The organism is Enterococcus sp. HMSC078F03, from assembly GCF_001811595.1.
In the GTDB taxonomy this organism is placed as follows: Bacteria; Bacillota; Bacilli; order Lactobacillales; family Enterococcaceae; genus Enterococcus; species Enterococcus faecalis.
Genome location: NZ_KV805529.1, coordinates 1 through 17,814, shown reverse-complemented (window position 1 = coordinate 17,814; position 17,814 = coordinate 1). Strand labels below are relative to the sequence as shown.

Annotated in this window: 19 protein-coding genes; 3 read left to right on the top strand and 16 right to left on the bottom strand. The window is 35.9% G+C overall.

Annotation, left to right across the window (positions count from 1 at the left end):
- Nucleotide 1 precedes the first annotated feature (1 nt).
- From arcC to HMPREF2810_RS00350, 4 genes are all read right to left on the bottom strand, one after another.
- Nucleotides 2–934 carry a carbamate kinase gene (gene arcC / locus HMPREF2810_RS00365; protein ID WP_002383452.1) on the bottom strand — a complete coding sequence of 311 codons (933 nt, stop codon included), beginning with the start codon at nt 932–934 and terminating at the stop codon, nt 2–4.
- Between the two features lie 105 nt (nt 935–1,039).
- Nucleotides 1,040–2,062: an ornithine carbamoyltransferase gene (gene argF / locus HMPREF2810_RS00360; protein ID WP_160747730.1), complete on the bottom strand. Its 1,023-nt coding sequence runs from the start codon at nt 2,060–2,062 to the stop codon at nt 1,040–1,042.
- 25 nt (nt 2,063–2,087) lie between these two features.
- Entirely contained in the window at nt 2,088–3,314 is a 1,227-nt protein-coding gene (gene arcA, locus HMPREF2810_RS00355) for an arginine deiminase (protein WP_002356129.1), read from the bottom strand.
- Between the two features lie 296 nt (nt 3,315–3,610).
- Complete coding sequence (locus HMPREF2810_RS00350; protein ID WP_002383454.1) at nt 3,611–4,123, bottom strand: arginine repressor; 513 nt, start codon at nt 4,121–4,123, stop codon at nt 3,611–3,613.
- Nucleotides 4,124–4,342: 219 nt separating this feature from the next.
- Here HMPREF2810_RS00350 and HMPREF2810_RS00345 point away from each other — a divergent pair, with 219 nt between their 5' ends.
- Nucleotides 4,343–4,822, top strand: coding sequence for an arginine repressor (locus HMPREF2810_RS00345; protein WP_002356125.1), 480 nt, complete (start codon nt 4,343–4,345; stop codon nt 4,820–4,822).
- 155 nt (nt 4,823–4,977) lie between these two features.
- Here HMPREF2810_RS00345 and HMPREF2810_RS00340 read toward each other — a convergent pair whose 3' ends face one another.
- The 5 genes from HMPREF2810_RS00340 to HMPREF2810_RS15850 all read right to left on the bottom strand — a co-directional run bounded on the left by HMPREF2810_RS00340 (nt 4,978) and on the right by HMPREF2810_RS15850 (nt 9,113).
- A complete protein-coding gene (locus HMPREF2810_RS00340; RefSeq protein WP_002416131.1) occupies nt 4,978–7,101 on the bottom strand; it encodes a peptidase domain-containing ABC transporter in 2,124 nt (707 codons plus the stop codon).
- Nucleotides 7,094–7,726 (bottom strand): hypothetical protein, encoded by a 633-nt coding sequence (locus HMPREF2810_RS00335; protein ID WP_010714982.1) that lies wholly within the window; start codon nt 7,724–7,726, stop codon nt 7,094–7,096. The genes HMPREF2810_RS00340 and HMPREF2810_RS00335 overlap by 8 nt, the downstream gene beginning before the upstream one ends.
- A complete protein-coding gene (locus HMPREF2810_RS00330) occupies nt 7,723–8,400 on the bottom strand; it encodes an ABC transporter ATP-binding protein (protein ID WP_002383460.1) in 678 nt (225 codons plus the stop codon). Before HMPREF2810_RS00330 ends, HMPREF2810_RS00335 begins: the two co-directional genes overlap by 4 nt.
- Before the next feature lie 15 nt (nt 8,401–8,415).
- Complete coding sequence (locus tag HMPREF2810_RS00325; protein WP_002383461.1) at nt 8,416–8,877, bottom strand: hypothetical protein; 462 nt, start codon at nt 8,875–8,877, stop codon at nt 8,416–8,418.
- Between the two features lie 86 nt (nt 8,878–8,963).
- Complete coding sequence (locus HMPREF2810_RS15850; RefSeq protein WP_002367605.1) at nt 8,964–9,113, bottom strand: hypothetical protein; 150 nt, start codon at nt 9,111–9,113, stop codon at nt 8,964–8,966.
- 212 nt (nt 9,114–9,325) lie between these two features.
- On the opposite strand from HMPREF2810_RS15850, the gene HMPREF2810_RS00320 reads away from it, so the two are divergent.
- The gene (locus HMPREF2810_RS00320) at nt 9,326–10,276 is read left to right on the top strand and encodes an alpha/beta hydrolase (protein WP_002383462.1); all 951 of its coding nucleotides are present in this window, start codon (nt 9,326–9,328) and stop codon (nt 10,274–10,276) included.
- A 36-nt stretch (nt 10,277–10,312) separates the two neighbouring features.
- Here HMPREF2810_RS00320 and serS read toward each other — a convergent pair whose 3' ends face one another.
- From serS to HMPREF2810_RS00300, 4 genes are read right to left on the bottom strand one after another with little or no spacing between them, the layout of a single operon-like run.
- Nucleotides 10,313–11,584 (bottom strand): serine--tRNA ligase, encoded by a 1,272-nt coding sequence (serS, locus tag HMPREF2810_RS00315; protein WP_002383464.1) that lies wholly within the window; start codon nt 11,582–11,584, stop codon nt 10,313–10,315.
- A 26-nt stretch (nt 11,585–11,610) separates the two neighbouring features.
- On the bottom strand, nt 11,611–12,504 hold the full coding sequence (gene sdaAA / locus HMPREF2810_RS00310; protein ID WP_002356122.1) for an L-serine ammonia-lyase, iron-sulfur-dependent, subunit alpha: 894 nt from the start codon (nt 12,502–12,504) through the stop codon (nt 11,611–11,613).
- 14 nt (nt 12,505–12,518) lie between these two features.
- A complete protein-coding gene (gene sdaAB, locus HMPREF2810_RS00305) occupies nt 12,519–13,214 on the bottom strand; it encodes an L-serine ammonia-lyase, iron-sulfur-dependent subunit beta (RefSeq protein ID WP_002392236.1) in 696 nt (231 codons plus the stop codon).
- Nucleotides 13,201–14,307, bottom strand: a complete 1,107-nt coding sequence (locus tag HMPREF2810_RS00300; RefSeq protein ID WP_002383466.1) for a PTS sugar transporter subunit IIC — start codon at nt 14,305–14,307, stop codon at nt 13,201–13,203. The genes sdaAB and HMPREF2810_RS00300 overlap by 14 nt, the downstream gene beginning before the upstream one ends.
- A 317-nt stretch (nt 14,308–14,624) precedes the next feature.
- On the opposite strand from HMPREF2810_RS00300, the gene HMPREF2810_RS00295 reads away from it, so the two are divergent.
- Nucleotides 14,625–15,245, top strand: a complete 621-nt coding sequence (locus HMPREF2810_RS00295; protein WP_002383467.1) for a helix-turn-helix transcriptional regulator — start codon at nt 14,625–14,627, stop codon at nt 15,243–15,245.
- Nucleotides 15,246–15,303: 58 nt separating this feature from the next.
- Here HMPREF2810_RS00295 and HMPREF2810_RS00290 read toward each other — a convergent pair whose 3' ends face one another.
- The 3 genes from HMPREF2810_RS00290 to HMPREF2810_RS15085 all read right to left on the bottom strand — a co-directional run.
- Nucleotides 15,304–16,089, bottom strand: coding sequence for a hypothetical protein (locus tag HMPREF2810_RS00290; protein ID WP_002416129.1), 786 nt, complete (start codon nt 16,087–16,089; stop codon nt 15,304–15,306).
- Between the two features lie 155 nt (nt 16,090–16,244).
- Nucleotides 16,245–17,006 carry a formate/nitrite transporter family protein gene (locus HMPREF2810_RS00285; protein ID WP_010714980.1) on the bottom strand — a complete coding sequence of 254 codons (762 nt, stop codon included), beginning with the start codon at nt 17,004–17,006 and terminating at the stop codon, nt 16,245–16,247.
- 176 nt (nt 17,007–17,182) lie between these two features.
- Nucleotides 17,183–17,814: LPXTG cell wall anchor domain-containing protein (locus tag HMPREF2810_RS15085; protein WP_002416575.1), on the bottom strand; the 632-nt coding region annotated here is incomplete at its 5' end.

Genomic DNA, 17,814 nt, shown 5'->3' with positions numbered 1-17,814 from the left:
TTTATTTTGTCACAACCGTTCCTACGATTTCATCGCCGCTCATACTTCCTAAGTTTTCCAAAGAAGTGATAATTGCTTGTTTATTAGGTTGGCTTTCTACAAAATGAATGGCGGCTTCAATTTTCGGTAACATACTACCTGGTGCAAAATGACCCGCTTGTTTGTATTCTTCCAACTCTGCTACAGTGACATTGGTTAATTGTTTTTCATCTGGTTTGCCATAATTAATGCACACATAATCCACGCCAGTTAAAATAACTAGTGCATCCGCATCCACTAATTCTGCTAGTTTTTCAGAAGCAAAATCTTTATCAATTACTGCTTCGACACCTTTTAATTCTTGTCCTACGACAGGGATGCCGCCGCCACCACATGAAATGGTAATTATATCATTTTTTATTAAGGTATTAATAGTCTCAGCCTCGTGGATGTCAATTGGCTTAGGACTTGGAACGACTTTGCGCCATCCACGTCCTGCATCTTCTTTAAAAATAGCACCTGCTTGCATTGCTTCTTTGGCTTCAGCTTCTGTTAAAAATGGACCGATCGGTTTTGTTGGATTTTTGAAAGCCTCATCTTCTGGATCCACCACCACCTGTGTTAAAACAGTAGCCACTTGTTTCTTGATTCCTGCTTTATTTAATTCTTGATTAAGCGCATTGGACAACCAGTAGCCGATACTTCCTTGTGTCATAGCAACACACGTATCTAGCGGCATTGCTGGATTTTTTTCAGAATCAGCTGCTTGTTGTTGCAATAATAGATTACCGACTTGTGGACCATTGCCATGTGAAACAATCAACCGATGCCCTTGTTTAATTAAATGAACTAAATAGGCAGATGTTTGAACTAATGCTTGCTGTTGTGCGTGTGCGCTAGCATCATTTGAAAGGATGGCATTTCCGCCTAGTGCAACGACCATTTTTTTCCCCATTACAAATCCTTCTTTCCTATCATAATAAAGAATAGGCCGCCCTTCAAAAGAAACTCTTAAAGGGCGAAACAACTATTCTTTTTTCAATGTTTTTTCAGTTGCTTCCTACACACGAGGAATGAATAAGTTGCCTAAAGTAGCTGCCATGATCGCTTTAATAGAATGCATTCTGTTTTCTGCTTCTTCAAATTGACGACCATATTTACTGCGGAAGACTTCATCCGTAATTTCCATTTCAGTAATGCCAAATTTTTCAGCAACCATTTCTCCGTATTGTGTTTTCGTATCATGAAAGGCTGGTAAACAGTGTAATACGATTAAATCGCCATCCATGTTTTCGGTTTTTTCTAACATAGCCATATTAATTTGATAAGGTTTCAACAGATTGACACGTTCTTCAAATTTATCTTCTTCACCCATGGACACCCAAACGTCTGTATATAACACGTTGGCTCCTTTAACGCCTTTAGCAACGTCGTCTGTAATCATTAATTCTGCACCAGATTCTTTCGCAAATTCTTTTGCGTAATTAACGACTTCATCAGAAGGGAACAATTCTTTTGGTGCACAAATGCGAACATTTACGCCTAAAATAGCACCTGTCACTAACAAGCTGTTTGCCATGTTGTTACGGCCATCGCCGACATATACTAAAGTGATTCCTTCTAAACGACCAAAGTTTTCTTTCACTGTCATAAAGTCCGCAATCATTTGTGTTGGATGCCATTGATCCGTTAAACCATTCCAAACAGGAACACCAGAATATTTCGCTAAATCTTCCACTACTTCTTGACTAAACCCACGGAACTCAATCCCGTCAAACATACTACCTAAAACAATCGCTGTATCTTCAACAGATTCTTTTTTACCTAATTGAATATCGTTGGCGCCTAAATACTCAGGATGTGCCCCTAAATCAATCGCTGCTGTAGTAAATGCAGAGCGTGTCCGTGTCGAAGTTTTTTCAAATAAAAGAGCGATATTTTTTCCTTCTAAATAGTGATGTGGAATCCCTTTTTTCTTCAATTCTTTTAAGTGAATACTGAAGTCTACCAAATACTCTAATTCTGCTCTTGTAAAATCTTTTTCTGCTAATAAACTACGTCCTTGAAATACTGAATTCATGATGATTCCTCCTATTTTTGGGTGTTTTTTAAAGATCTTCACGGTAAAGTGGCATACTCATACAACGAGGGCCACCACGGCCACGTACTAGTTCACTTCCTGGAATGTAATTCAATTTCACGCCTGCTTCTTCTAGCGCTTTATTCGTAATCGTATTCCGATCGTAAACAACAACTTCCCCAGGGGCAATTGCTAATGTATTTGAACCGTCGTTCCATTGTTCACGGGCTGCTGCGGTTAAATTCCCAGCGCCGCAACGGATTAATTGAACATTGTCTAAATGCAAGTATTTGCATAAAATGTTATCTAATGTATCTTTTTCTTTTGTAATTTGGATGTCTCCATCTGCTTTTTCAGTGATCGAGTAAACAACCAAACCACCTTCGATTTCTGGATGAATCGTAAATTTATCATAGTCAATCATGGTAAAAACGGTATCTAAATGCATGAATTTACGATGTTCACCGATATCAAAAGCCAAGATATTTTTGAATCCTAATTTTTGTTCAAAAATATTTCTCGCAATTTTTTCAATTGACGCGGCATCCGTTCTTTGAGAAATCCCAATGGCCACCACTTCTTTTGAAAGAATTAATTCATCGCCACCTTCAATTCTGGTTGATTCTGAACGATCATAGACTCTAGGAACCTCTTTTCCAGCAAAACGAGGATGATAATCAAAAATGTATTGCCCAAAAATGGTTTCCCGTTGTCGAGTTACTGAATACATATGATTTAAAGAAATCCCGTGCCCCATTGTCGCAAAGTTATCACGTGTGAAGTATAAGTTAGGCATTGGATCAATAATGAATGGATAATCCGCTTCAACCATATCTGTTAAAAATTCTTGCTCATATTTAGGTAATTCTTGTTTTTGAATGCCTGCAATCGCTTTTTGAATAAGTTCTTCGTTGTCGTCAATTTCTAACATTAACTCTCTAACTTTTTCTTTTGCTGATTCGCTGCGAATATTGGCTTCTTCTAAGAATTGGTCAATAAATTGTCGGCGGACCTCTTCATTAATCAACGCTTCAGCAGCTAAGTCCTCTAAATAGACCACTTCGATATCTTTTGATCGTAACAACTCTGCAAATGCATCATGTTCTGCTTGTGCTTTTTCTAAAAACGGAATATCATCAAACAACAATCTCTCCAGATAATCTGGCATTAAATTTTCTAATTCCTTACCTGGACGATGTAACATCACTGTTTTCAATTTCCCGATTTCAGAAAATACATTAATTGGATGACTCATGTGAAATAACCTCCTCAACTTAATTACAAACACAGAATAACAGACCTGATTAACCTAGGACGTGAGCCATTTGCCAAACAAAATACCAAATATACAACGGTATTCTTTCTTATGCATATTTCCAGCCTAAAAGAATGCGCTTTCATAGATATTCTAAAAAAATAATGCATAATTAAATAAAAAAAAATGCATTTATTCAAAAAAAATTATTTTTTCATGCACTTCATAAAGTTATAATCTTACAGAGGTAAAAGGAAGGGAGCCAGCAGTCAAAACGACTTCTGGTTCCCTTCCTTTTATGCGTTACTTTTTGACAAAGGTGTTGGCTGAATAAATTGTTGAAAATACTGCTCTAGTTCTTGTGCTTTTTCCTCGGATGATGAAACAATAATAACAGTGTCGAAGCCAGCGACAGAACATTTCTTTTCACACAAAGACACTTCATCAAGTACAGCTGAAAACAATGTTGCGTTGTCTGGTAATGTATGAACCACTAGTAAAAAGGCGACACGTTCAACTTTGGTCACTACCTCACGAATTGCTTGTATCAACTGTTCTTTTTTTCGTTCTTCTAAAGAAGTGAATTGTTCAAAAATCGTTAACCGCATCTCGCCAGACTCATCTAATGCTTTGACGACTTTTAATTCCCATAAATCCCGTGAAATCGTTGCTTGTGCGACATTTATCTCGCGCTTTTTTAATTCTCTTAACAACTCATTTTGACTATGAATTACAGTTGTTTGAATGATTTTTTTAATCAAACTTTGGCGTGTTTGCTTATTCACAAATAACACCCTTCCTCCAGACATTTACAAAGCAATACTAGCAGAATCTCTCTAATTAGAATAGAAAAAGGGTCGTTTAGCTAAAAGGTTCTCATTGACTTTGTCGGATATTTCGCATTTAAAAAAGTGAGACTTGCACAATTTAGTAAAACGTTGTACAGTGATTTTAGGGAATTACTGGCACCGTTTTAAATAACAGCAATGATGTTTTTTTTGCATGATTAACTGAACTGGAGGAAAGTAATGAACCGATTAAAACGCCAAACGATGATTAAGCGATTGGTCACAGAAAATGAAATCCATACACAAAGTGAATTACTAGCATTATTGGAAAAAGAAAATATTCACACCACACAAGCAACTATTTCTCGTGACATTCGTGAGCTGAATTTAAACAAAGTAGACAATGGTCAAGGAGAAGCCTATTATCGTATCTTGAATAATTCTGCCCTTCGTCCAAAATATAAAACAGATGAAGAACGTCTTGTTGACATTATTATTGAAACTGGTGTTTCTTTAACACAAATAGAGTTCACAAATCTTTTAACCGTCTTACCTGGCAACGGGCAAGCCATCGGGGTTTTAATTGATCGCATACGTATCCACAACCCTCATATCTTGGGCTGCATCGCTGGGGATGATACTATCTTAATTCTTTCAAAAAATAAAGAAGATGCCCTTGAAGTTAACAACTATTTCCAGCAGTATTTGTACCACCCATAATTCGTCACTTAGTGAAATCGACTATTTTTTGACATCATTGCTATTTTTATTAAAGATAAAAATCTCCAGAGGATACTTTCCTCTGGAGATACAATTATTTCATTGAATCTCTTACTACTAATTATCAGATAACTATTTACATAAAATTAAACAGTTCAATTCAATATAATTTTCTCATCCACAAAATCTAAAGATTTTTCGTCATGAGCTATATATATCCTTAAGCTCTTTGGTAATGTATCTCTGATATATTCTAATATTTTCCTTTTACTGCTCTGATCCAAATTACTCATGGCCTCATCTAAAATAAGTATTTTTGGCTTCCTTAACAATGCTCTAGCCAAATTTATTTTTTGTTTTTGTCCACTTGATAAATTAATTCCACCCTCTGCTATTACTGTATCTAATCCTAAAGGAAAGGAATTTATTACTTCTTCCAATCCTATATTTTTTAAAATATCATAAATATATTCATCATCAAATGAATCAGCTTCTAAGAACAGATTTTCTTTTACTGTTCCAGCCATTATAAACGGTCTGCTCGTTATCTGGATAACGTCTTTTCTATAGGAACTTATATTATTGAAAATATCGTTGTTACCAAGGTATATATGTCCTTGGTCTGGTTTATAAAGTGATGCTAAGATATTACTTAAAGTGCTTTTGCCACTGCCATTTTTACCGTAGATACCATATGTTTTTCCAAAATAAAATTCTTCTGAAAAATCTTTCAAAACATAAGAAGTAGCTCCGTAAGAAAATCGAAGTTTCTTTACAGATAATTTTTTTGAATTATTGAAGTCTATTTGTTTTGCGATAGATTCAGTTTCTTCTTTTGTCACATGAATGATATCATTTAACTTTCTAACCATAACAACTACGTTTTGTATCTCTTTTTGATATTCAATGATGTTTTTTACTGGTGAAGTAAAATAAGTTATCAGTGATATATAGGCTATTAGTAGCCCAATACTTATACCTCCATTAATTACTAATATCCCCCCTTGCCATAATACACAAAGTGTGCCTACTGATTCGATCAAAATAATGATACTAGATTGTACGTTCTGATAAATTACACTAATTTTTTCTTGAGAAGTCAGTTTTTTTGCATTTTTTAAAAATTTTCTAGTAAAAAAATTTTCTAATTGAAAAACTTTAACTGTCTCATATCCATTTAAAATCTCATTTAATGAAGTAATTGTTCTTGAATTTATGTCTATAATTTTAGTATTAACTTTATTTAAAGGCTTAATAAACAATATAGTAATTAATAAATAACTAAAAAATATTCCTAAGGTAATACTAAAAAGTTCCTTACTTATAACAAATAAGATAGCTCCACCTGCTAATGCTATAAAAAATTCCAAAAACAGCGATAGTACTAGTCTAGTCAATATTGATTGTACTTGTGTAGCTATATTATATCTTGTCAGCACTTCTCCACTGTTTTTACTTTTTAAGTTAACTATCTCCATATTTATAAGCTTATTCAAAAAAACTGAGAACAAGCTATCATTCATACGCTTTGACATTTTAGCTATAAACAACGTACGTACTATTCCTAAAATCCATTGAAATAGATATAACAAAATGATAGCCATAAATAAATAATTAAAATTATCAAGTATATTTAGATAGATTTTTTCAAAAAAGTTATATGTATGTATTTTCTGCACGCTTTTTTCTGTCTGTAATATAAAAGTATCTATAAATTTTTGGTAAGAGAAGCTTCCTATAAAAGAAATTAATGCCATTATGATTGAAAAAAATAAAACAATGCTCAAGGTTCCTTTTTCTTGCTTTAAGCTCTCATAATAAAAATTGTGATTTTTCATCTTAGGAACAGAATTTTTTATTTTATCTATATCAAAGTTCACTATTCTTCCTGTCCAAGTAGATTGAAAATCTTTTAATTCTTGTTTTAAAATCCCCAGAGCTGGGTCAAAGATTTTGATATGCTTTTTATTTATAGCTTCCACTACTACAAAATGAGCTAAACCTGATTTTGTAATGATATGTGCTATAAAAGGCAGATGTATTTCATTATTTTGTATACCTTCAATTAATTCAGCCCAATTACCTTCAAGCCCTTCAGGATTTAAGTTTAATTTCCTTGATCCATCCAGTATTCCTTGAATCGTAGTCCCAGATTCACTTGTTTTTGTTAATTCTTTAGCTGTCACCAGAGATAACTTCCCACCAGAAAGGTTTACGATGGTTGCTAAACAAGCTGGTCCACAATCCTTTATTTCTGTTTGTCTTATCCTTTTAAACATATCTTCCCCCTATTTTGAAATATTTAGATATTACTTTTTGATATACAAAAATAAATTGAATTCCACAAAAAATAAGTACCCCTAAAAATAGTTTCAAATCATAAAATAAGAAAAAATTGAAAGGAGTAATTAAAAAAACTTGAGCACGAGTATCGATTAAAAAGTCATACAGATAGAAATATGAAATACTTGTTATAGATATCCCTATACCACTTCCTATCCATGTACCTGTTAATAATTTTAAACAAAACTCTTTAGTCAATTGTAGCGGACTACATCCAAGGGATGTTTTTATCTGTAGTTCTTGTTGTGACAACAAGAATCGTCTCTTTAATTGCATAACAATGTAAAAAATAAAAAATAAAAATAATGCAATTATTAATACTAACAAACTCACTTCCAGCATTGCTAACAAGAAAATTAATTCTTCTGAAGTATCATTATTAAACAAATGGAAAATTGGAGAGATGTTTTGAGCATCCTTTTCTTGGCTCTTTTTAAATAAATAGACATAAAAATATAATCGGACAAACACAGTAATCCATAAGTTAATAAACATTGAAAAATAGAAATATTTACTGATTGATTTTATTTTTAATAAGTAATTAGACCTATTTATAGTCAATTCTCCACCTCTATAACTTCATTCAATTTTTTTTCTGTTATTTCGTAAATCTTCTTCTTTATTGATGGAATCTGATCATAGTCATGTGTAACCACGATTAGAGGGATATTATACTTATTACTTACACGGTATAAAATATTCATTATTTTTTTTGATGTATCTGGATCTAAATTTCCTGTAGGTTCATCTGCCAAAATAAGTTCAGGATTTTTTATAATTGCCCTAGCAATAGCAACCCGTTGTTTCTCTCCTCCTGAAAGAAGAGAGATTCTCGTGTGTAGTAACTCTGTAATTTTTAATTCCACAGCTAGTTTCTCGACCTGTTTTTTGATAATCTGACTAGGAATTTTTTTGATTTTTAAGGGATAAGCAATATTTTCATACGCACTTAACCATTCAATTAGTTGAAAATCTTGGTGAACATAACCTATGCTCCGCCTATACGATATCAATTTTTTCCTCGTATCTAAACAGACTTTTTTTTCATCTAGAACAAATTCTCCCGTAAAATACGGATGTTCACCTGCGAGTATGTTTAAAAGCGTTGATTTACCTACGCCGCTTTTTCCTATAATAAAAGAGACTTCTTTGCTAGAGAATTCAACAAAATCAATTTGATAAAGAAAAAAATTTTTTTGAGTCAGTACTTTTACATCTATCAACTTAATATTCATTATCTAACCTGCAATTCATTCTAAAAATACGCTATAATGTTTTTTTATTTGTTCTTTGTATGTGGAAGTAAATTCAAATATTACTTCTTCATCAGATACTAACAGAAATTCAACAACTACTGTGCTCGTTTTTAAAAATTTATCTCCCTCAATTTTAGTGGATAAATTTTTCAAATTAACTTCACCTTGTAAAGCCTTAACTGAAAATATATCTTTTATCTGTGTATTCTGAGGAACTCCATCATTCAATAAATTAAGTGTTAATTTTATACTATTGTTAGCTTCCTTTTTTAATCTACTCACTTCAACTAACTGAACATAATAATAGGGAAAGGCTATTTGTTCTGCTTCTGAATACGTTTCAACCACATCGATAGCCGAGTCATCATCTTGCTTATGCACTAGAGACTCAGGTGTAGCACATCCTGTAATAACTAACAAAGCTAAGATATTGTATAATACCTTCATATTTTTCATTCGTACAATCCTCATATTATCTGTGCAACTTCAAAAGAATACAATTTTTGTTGACTAAAACTGTATTCTTTTGAAAAGACAACATTTTATCTCCAATATGAAACAAAAATATGGTTATATACTTGCACATGTCTTAAGTAACCTGCTTTACTTCCACCACCTGCATTACACAACCAACAATGCCAATGAAAACCAGCTTTAACTTCTCTTGCAACCGTTTCGTTAATCTTTTTCATTTTATCACTCCTTCCTAAATTATAAAACAAATATATTATAATTAGAAAACAATGTCAATTGTTTTAATGTTAAAAAACATTGCTTGTCCAAAAGCTTGTATATAAAGTTATTTTTTGGTCAACCTTTGCATTTAGTTATTAAAGAATAAAAGCTGTAATGTAATTTTATTCTAATAAAATAATGAGTTTTTCTTTTGAACACCGTCTTTTTTTTGTATAATAATCAAAAAGCAAAGAAAGGGTTTCTTATGACTGAACAATTCATACTCACTTCAAACGATCAACAAACTCAGCTCAATGTACGTCATTGGCCCTGTCCTTCACCCAAAGCCGTAGTTCAATTGATTCACGGCATGGCAGAGCATATCCAACGTTATGATGAATTTGCTCGTTTTTTAAATCAATTGGGGTTTGCCGTAATTGGGCATGATCATCTAGGTCATGGCGAATCTGTACAACCAAGCTCACCGATCTATGGTTTTTTTGGAGAACAAGGGCCTGAAAATGTCGTTACAGATATTCATCAAGTGAAACAATGGGCTATGAATCACTATCCACAATTGCCCTATTTTATGATGGGTCACAGCATGGGGTCTTTCGCCTTGCGCAACTACCTGCAAGACTATCCTGTGACTATGCAAGGAGTCATTTTCATGGGCACTGGAACAAGTCCGTTACCTTTAACCGCCGCATTGCCTTTTATTAAAAAAATGGCCGAGAAACAGCCGAAAAAACCAGCTCCGTTCATTGATAAGCTGGCATTTGGTTCTTTTAGCAAAAAATTTCCTGAAGCAAGTTCCTTTAATTGGCTCTCTAAAAATCAAGCCAATGTGGCTGACTATGAAAATGACCCATTAATGGGCTTCGTATTTACCAACAATGGTTTTGCTACCCTTTTTTCGCTTGTTAAACGAGCCAATCAAAGGAATTGGTACCAAGCGATCCCAAAAGAATTGCCTATTTTAATCATTAGTGGCGCTGAAGACCCAGTTGGTGATTTCAGCAAGGGACCAGCGAAAATTCAAAAGCAATTAAAGCATGCAGGTTTTCAGCACGTGACGTTACGGCTATTTCCCACTTTGCGTCATGAAATTTTATTAGAAACGGAAAAAGCAACAGTTTTTCAAGAAATTGGGCATTGGTTAACGGATTTAACGAAATAAAAAAGAAGGTTGATGTTGTGACATCAACCTTCTTTTTTAATCTATTTTCGTTAAACCGCCCATATAAGGACGTAGAACTTCTGGAATCGTTACCGTGCCATCTTCATTTTGATAATTTTCCAAAATGGCAGCCACTGTTCGACCAACAGCAAGTCCTGACCCATTAAGAGTATGAGCATATTGAACTTGACCCGTTTTATCACGATAACGAATCAACGCCCGACGTGCTTGGAAGTCTTCACAGTTTGAACAAGAACTAATTTCTCGATACGTTTTCTGTGCCGGAATCCAAACTTCTAAATCATAGGTTTTCGCTGCCGAGAAGCCCATATCACCTGTCGAAAGAGTAATCACTCGATAAGGGAGGCCCAATTTTTCTAAAATGTCTCCAGCATTGTTGGTCATTTTTTCTAATTCTTCATAGGAGTGTTCTGCATCACTAAATTTAACCATTTCTACTTTATGGAACTGGTGTAAACGAATTAATCCTCGGGTATCACGGCCTGCGCTACCCGCTTCCGAGCGAAAAGAAGGACTTAAAGCAGTAAAATAAATCGGTAACTCTTGCGCCTCTAAAATTTCATTATTATAGTAGTTAGTTAATGGGACTTCCGCTGTGGGGATCAGCGTCAAATCACTTTCTGCAACTTGGAAAACATCTTCTTTGAACTTAGGAAACTGACCGGTGCCAAACATTGCTTTGCTATTGACCAAATAAGGAGGAATCACCTCGGTATAACCATGTTCATTAACATGTTGATCTAACATAAAATTATAGACCGCTCGTTCTAAACGAGCCCCTAAGCCTTTGTAATAAAGAAAACGGCTACCAGATACTTTCGCGCCTCTTTCAAAATCTAAAATTCCTAAGGCTTCACCGATTTCCCAATGTGGTTTCGGTTCAAATGAAAAAGTTTTCGGCGTACTCCACCGCCGAACTTCTACGTTAGCGGCTTCGTCTGCACCAACAGGCACGCTCTCATGAGGTAAGTTAGGCAGACGTTCTGCAATGGCTGTGCATTGTTCTTGCAAATGAACAACTTCTTGGTCTAAAACTTTAATTTGCTCGCTAACTTCTTGCATATTTAGCAATTGTTGTGAAGCATCTTTTTGTGCACGCTTTAATTGTGCAATTTCTCCTGATACCTGATTACGGTGTTTTTTCAATTCTTCAACTTTAACAAGTAACGCTCTCCGCTCTTCATCTAAAGCCAAAAAGCGTAATAAAACTTCCTCGTCCACACCACGTGTTTTTAACTTTTTCTGCACCACTTCTACATTTTGGCGAATTTTTTTCATATCCAGCATCTTATTTCCCTCTTCATGATTAAATTTTAAACAATGGTGAATTTTACTTTTTCAAAAATCTCATTCTTCATTCGTTGGCCAGTCGCTGTGCCAGCTAAGCCACCTAAACCCGTTTCTCTCAATTCTCGTGGTAATTGACGGCCGACTTTATTCATGGCTTCCACTACTTCATCTGCTGGTATTTTATTTACAATTCCAGCTAAAGCCATATCTGCAGCGATTAACGCATTGCCTGCACCTACTGTATTTCGTTTGACACAAGGAATTTCGACTAACCCAGCCACTGGGTCACAAACTAAACCTAATAGATTCCCTAAAGCCATAGCAAAAGCTTCAGAAGATTGGCGTGGTGTTCCGCCAGCCGCTTCAACAGCTGCGGCGGCGGCCATCGCTGAAGCACTGCCTACTTCGGCTTGACATCCACCAACTGCACCAGCAATCATCGCATTGTTGGCTGTGACCATCCCAAATAAAGAACTGGTAAACAAGAAACGAATTTGTTGATCACGCGTTAAATTCAAGGTATTTTTAATCGCTGTTAAAACCCCTGGTAAGGTGCCACTTGCACCAGCAGTTGGCGTTGCGCAAACAACGCCCATTGCTGCATTGACTTCATTAGTACCTAGTGCGGCTTGAACTGCAGACATCATTAAATCACCTGATAACGTTTTGCCAGCTGCGCGGTATTTTTTTAAACGTGCCGCATCACCGCCCGTTAACCCAGTAGGAGAAAAAACGCCTGCTCCTTCTTGCGAGCGTTTAACAGCTGCATCCATGACATCCAAATTTTGACCCATCTGTGTCCAAATTTCTTCATAGCTTTTTTGGCTACGCTCCATTTCTTGCTCAATCATCAAATCAGAGATTTTTTTTCCTGTTTTTTCAGCTTTATCGATAAATTCTTCAATCGAAAGGTACATATGTCAAACTCCTATCATAATAAGATTATTTTCGATGTGTCATCTAGTGAAAACAGTTGTTCTTTCACCGAGGAAATTGGTGCCGAATCTAAGTCAAAGATGAATAAAATTTGATCCCCTTCCACATAACGAGACACAGCATTCACTTGAATATTATTTTTTTGTAACGTATCTTTAAAAGCTTGCATCGCCTGCTCTTCTTGATTAATGACTAACAAAATAGGTAAAGGACCATGTAGTTGGACATTGAAACCGTCTAATTCAATGTATTTCACCTCGATAGTGCCGCCACCTACAGAAATTCCTGTTAAATGAATTTCGTGCGTTGCATCACTGAGTGTTACACATGCTGTATTAGCATGCTTCACTGGACTTTCTTCACTCATTTCTAAAAATTGAATCTCGATTCCTTGTTCTTCCGCAAGTTCAATGGATTGTGTTACGTTGGCATCATCTGCTGCTAGTCCAAGAATTCCACCAATAATTGCAAAATCAGTCCCATGTCCTTTATGCGTGTCTGCAAAAGATTCATAGTATTTAATCACAATTTTTTCTGGCGTTCCGCCGAATAACTTTCTTGCCGCTAAGCCAATCGCTAATGCTCCAGCTGTATGCGAACTAGATGGACCAATCATAATAGGACCGATAATGTCAAAACAACTTTTGTAGTTCATTACTTTGTTCACTTTTTTAGGTTTATTGATGGCCATAGCTGTGTTCATACGTAACTCCTCCTTTGGTTTTTACTGCTTCTTTTTCTTTCTCACTGGTTACTTCCGTCGTTCCTTCAAATTCTGGTGTATTATCCACCGCTTCAATTCTGTAACGTTTAAAGACCAGCGCACCTAAAAATCCAAACATCAGACTGACCACTGTGATAATCGCTACTGCTAGTAAAGTCGTTTGAATGGCATTGTTACCTAATGTCACAAGTAAACCAGCCCACGGCGTTGCCATTCCTGTCACAGGTACTTTTAAGCCAAAGAAAGTCACTACAATACCACTAACCATTCCAGAAAATAAATTCGTTGCGTAAATAGGAATTGGATTGGAACTGATGATATCGACTTGTGTTAGTGGCTCGATTGCTACAGCTAACGGGGTTGAAGCTGTGCCTAGTTTTAACTTTTTAAATAGCGCCGCATTGACAATGGAACTGCCGTAACAAGTCAACGCACCGACAGCCATTGGTACACCAGTCAAACCAATCAAGGCAGTTAAAACCATTGAACTTAACGGTGTCATACCAACAATCGGGATAATAGCACCTAAAATTGCGCCCATCACATATGGATTGCCATCTACTGCACTTAAAATCGTGCCCCCAATAACTTCTAGGACACCTAATACAACGGGTTGAATAAAACCAGCAACTAACGAAGCAGCGACTGGAATGACTAAAATAACGACTAATAAGTCAATCCCTTCTGGAATACGTTTTTGCATCTGCTCAACAACAAAAGATAAAAGATACGCGGTAATAAAAGCTGGTAACAAGCTGACTTTAATCAATGACAGACCTAAAATAATTGAAAAAACTGGACTAATCCCGAAAGCCAGCGGCACAAGAGCTCCAGCTGCTAAACCACCTAGACTACCCATAGTTTCACCAATTTGCGACACATAATCTAAATGAAAAACGCCGCCTACTGCATACCGCAAAAATGCCTCTGGTAGAAAGGTGGCACAAGCTGCACCAGACAAAGCACTTAAAGATTTTTTCCCTCGCGGTGCTTTAAAAGAGAATAGGGACATGCCACATAAAACTAAGACTAACATCAAGATTCCTGATAACGTTTTCATTTCTTTGCCTCCAACTATATTTTTTTATAACGGATGGTACTCCTGAATAAAATTTTTATTGCTCAACAAGTGAAAGAATGAGCGAGCATTCTGATGAACTAAAGTACAATGAGTAATAAAAATTTCATTCCACATTCAGAGTATACGACTAAACAAAAGTTTAGTCAATGTATTTTTTTTAACGTAAAGAATCTTATTGCTTTTCCATTAAAAAAGTATTACACTAAAATTAATTTCAGTGTAGGGGAGGATATCACTTGGAGTCATATTTACGTTTAAGTGAAGTAGATAAACAAATCTTACATTCACATGCCTTAATGCTTGATGGATTAGGGAACTTCTTTGGTAGTACCCATGAAGTCATTCTTCATAGTTTAGAAAATTTGGAAAGTTCAGCTATCAAAGTCATCAATGGCCATTTCAGTAACCGCAAGGAAGGTGCCCCCATTACTGATATGGCGTTAAAAATGTTAAGTCAAGTAGAGTCGGAACATGATTACGCTGTGAAACCCTACTACAATAAAAATCAAAAAGGGGTTATTTTAAAATCTTCCACCATTCCAGTTATCGGTGAAAATGATCGTATTATTGGATTAATCTGTATCAATATGCATTTAGAAATGCCATTAATTGACTACTTGCAAGACTTATTACCTTCAGGACAACAAAATGATATGTCCCAAGAGCTTAAAAATTCTGAACATTTTTCTGACAATATTGACGAATTAATCACTACTTCACTGACAAAAGTAAAACAAGCAGTAGAAAGCGATCCAAATGTATCACATTTGAATCAAAATAAAGAAATTGTTATTCGTTTATATGATCAAGGAATTTTCAATCTCAAAGATTCTGTCATAAAGATTGCCGATCGATTAGGTATTTCAAAAAATACCATCTATTTACATATCCGCAATCATAAAAAAGAAGAAGCTTAAACCATCAAAGCCACCAACGCTAGTTAGCGTTGGTGGCTTTAATCACTTCTCTTCTATTTTAATTTGGTAAATCAAACAAGTAAGGTGTCCCTATTTCTCCATTTAACGTAACATCTAAGCGATTTTTTGTGCCGGGAACTAAATTACTGGCTGTGAAATTCCCTTGGGCATCCGCAGTAAAACTTGCTAAAATCACCCGCGCATCATCTGCACGTGACACTAAAATAGTTGCATTAGGTGCTGTTTTACCAGAAATTGTCCCTTGTTTCGGATCAATCGTAATATTGCTAAAAGAAAGCGCTGCTTCTTGTCCTGAACTTGGAATGTCAATTTGGACAGGTGCACTATTCCGTTGATCAACGGTTGCGATTAATTGAGTAGTCGCTCCCGCTCTGGGACTAATTACTGTAAAATTGCCATTGGCATCCGCATAAAAAACACCTGCTTGTGCAGAAGCATCACCTACTACCGTTGCTGTAATGGTTGCATTAGGTAATGTAGTACCATTAATTTCATTTCTTTCAGGATTGAAAACAACATTGGTAATTGTAATGTTTGTATCAGGTGCTTGGTTTTGAGGGACTTCATTCGTTTCATCAGTTCCTGCAGAAGGCTGCGCGGCATTTTCTGACGGATTTTCCCCTGCCACATTAGAATTTTGACCCGTGACAGACGAATGACTATTTTTCATTTCTTGTTGGCTAGAGGATTTCTGCGTGGCTTTCTTTGTTTCTTGCTTTGGCTTAGAATCATTTGTGCTTGCTGTTTTTTTGTTTCCACATCCTGCTAAACTTAAAGACAATACACTGAACGTTAACATACTGAACAAAACAATTTTTTTCATTTTTCGTTACCTCCAGAAATCTTTTTGTAACATTAATGTAACATTGTTTTAAAAATCTAGCAATAATTTTTCAACCGTTTTCCTTTTTGTTTAAAAAGAAAAAACCTACACAAAGGCATTTAGCCTTTGTGTAGGTTTTTATCTGCTAAATGGATTTAATGTTTGCGATAGCTTAAATAGTAAAAGCCAGAAACAAAAATAGCGCCACCAATGATGTTACCTAAATAAACAAAAATAAAATTACGGAAAAAATCCCCCCACTGAACGCCGCCTTCAAAAATTGCGGCTGGAATGATGAATGCATTCGCCACACTATGCTGAAAGCCAATTGCAACAAAAATCATTACTGGAAACCAGATGCCTAATAGTTTCCCCGCTGCATCTTTCGCACCATAACAAAGCCATAAGGCCAGCCCTACAAACCAGTTACAGCCAATACCTGAAATAATTGCCTGAAGCCAAGTTGCTGCAACTTTATGTTCCGCAAGAGAAAGAACCTGATTTAAATAGGCGCCGCTACTGGTTAAACCTAAATAATGGCCAAAAAAATAGGCAACAAATAGGGCACCAACTATATTTGCCAATGTGATTGTGACCCAGTTCACGATTAATTCTCTGAAAGAAACCTTTTTAGCAAACCAAGCCGTACTCACCGCCATCATATTTCCTGTGATTAACTCACCACCAGCCATTAAAATAACAATTAGACCAATTGGGAAAACCGCAGCTCCCACTAAAGCTTGAACACTGGCTAAATCTGCTGGAATAGAGGCGGAAACACGCACATAAGCCAAATAGCCGAGGGAAATCATGGCACCGCCGATAAATCCTAAAATGAGTTTTGCTACCAAAGGCTTTTGAATTTTTTTCTGACCATTTTCAATACTGATACTTAAAATTTCATCTGGTGTATACAAATATTTCACTTCCTTTGTTTTTTGTCCTCCTTTACTTTACCCTTATATCACAGAAATTCAAGTACTTTTGTGTATTTTTTCACTAAAAACTGTAGTTCTTTTAATTTTATATAAAAACATCCTGAAACAAGTCCTATTTCTTGTTTCAGGATGTTTACTTATCCGTTTTTAAAGAGTTATCTTTTCACTTTAAAACAATAGGTTGCCATGGCTAACGATAACATGCTAAGACCTAGGAAGCTCCCAACTGCTGAAGATTGTTCCCCTGTTTTGGGGAATTTTTTCTTGGCAATTTTAGTCGTATTATCCGCTTTTTTGACTGTTCCTGACGAATCTTGTTTCGTTTGTATCTGTTTAGTTGCTTGGTTTTCTGCTGCGGATTCCTTTGTTTGACTAGCCTTGGCAGAGGTCTTTGAATTACTTTGAGAGGCATTAGGATCTTGATTAGACTCTTCCGCGTAAATGACAGAGTTTTCGCCTTTGTTTTGGCTGTTTGCGTTTACAGTGCTTGGGGTGCTACTCTCGCTTGTACTGTTGGTTGCGCTGGTCGTACTTGAAGTGTTACTTTCATTTGTATTGCTTGGTTCACTTGGCGTAATTGAAGCACTGCTTTCCCTTGTACTACTTGTTTCGCTAGTTGTGCTTGGCGTGCTGCTTTCCCTTGTACTACCGCTCTCACTTGACGTGCTTGGCGTGCTGCTTTCACTCGTGCTACCGCTCTCACTTATCGTACTTGAGGTGCTGCTTTCGCTTGTATTACTGGTTTCGCTGGTTGTGCCTGGAGTACTACTTTCGCTTGTACTACTGC

Coding starts and splice junctions, on each gene's coding strand:
- arcC (WP_002383452.1), bottom strand. CDS start 934: ATGGGGAAAAAAATGGTCGTTGCACTAGGCGGAAATGCCATCCTTTCA.
- arcA (WP_002356129.1), bottom strand. CDS start 3,314: ATGAGTCATCCAATTAATGTATTTTCTGAAATCGGGAAATTGAAAACA.
- HMPREF2810_RS00350 (WP_002383454.1), bottom strand. CDS start 4,123: ATGTCTGGAGGAAGGGTGTTATTTGTGAATAAGCAAACACGCCAAAGT.
- HMPREF2810_RS00345 (WP_002356125.1), top strand. CDS start 4,343: ATGAACCGATTAAAACGCCAAACGATGATTAAGCGATTGGTCACAGAA.
- HMPREF2810_RS00340 (WP_002416131.1), bottom strand. CDS start 7,101: ATGTTTAAAAGGATAAGACAAACAGAAATAAAGGATTGTGGACCAGCT.
- HMPREF2810_RS00330 (WP_002383460.1), bottom strand. CDS start 8,400: ATGAATATTAAGTTGATAGATGTAAAAGTACTGACTCAAAAAAATTTT.
- HMPREF2810_RS00325 (WP_002383461.1), bottom strand. CDS start 8,877: ATGAAAAATATGAAGGTATTATACAATATCTTAGCTTTGTTAGTTATT.
- HMPREF2810_RS15850 (WP_002367605.1), bottom strand. CDS start 9,113: ATGAAAAAGATTAACGAAACGGTTGCAAGAGAAGTTAAAGCTGGTTTT.
- serS (WP_002383464.1), bottom strand. CDS start 11,584: ATGCTGGATATGAAAAAAATTCGCCAAAATGTAGAAGTGGTGCAGAAA.
- sdaAA (WP_002356122.1), bottom strand. CDS start 12,504: ATGTACCTTTCGATTGAAGAATTTATCGATAAAGCTGAAAAAACAGGA.
- sdaAB (WP_002392236.1), bottom strand. CDS start 13,214: ATGGCCATCAATAAACCTAAAAAAGTGAACAAAGTAATGAACTACAAA.
- HMPREF2810_RS00300 (WP_002383466.1), bottom strand. CDS start 14,307: ATGAAAACGTTATCAGGAATCTTGATGTTAGTCTTAGTTTTATGTGGC.
- HMPREF2810_RS00295 (WP_002383467.1), top strand. CDS start 14,625: ATGCTTGATGGATTAGGGAACTTCTTTGGTAGTACCCATGAAGTCATT.
- HMPREF2810_RS00290 (WP_002416129.1), bottom strand. CDS start 16,089: ATGAAAAAAATTGTTTTGTTCAGTATGTTAACGTTCAGTGTATTGTCT.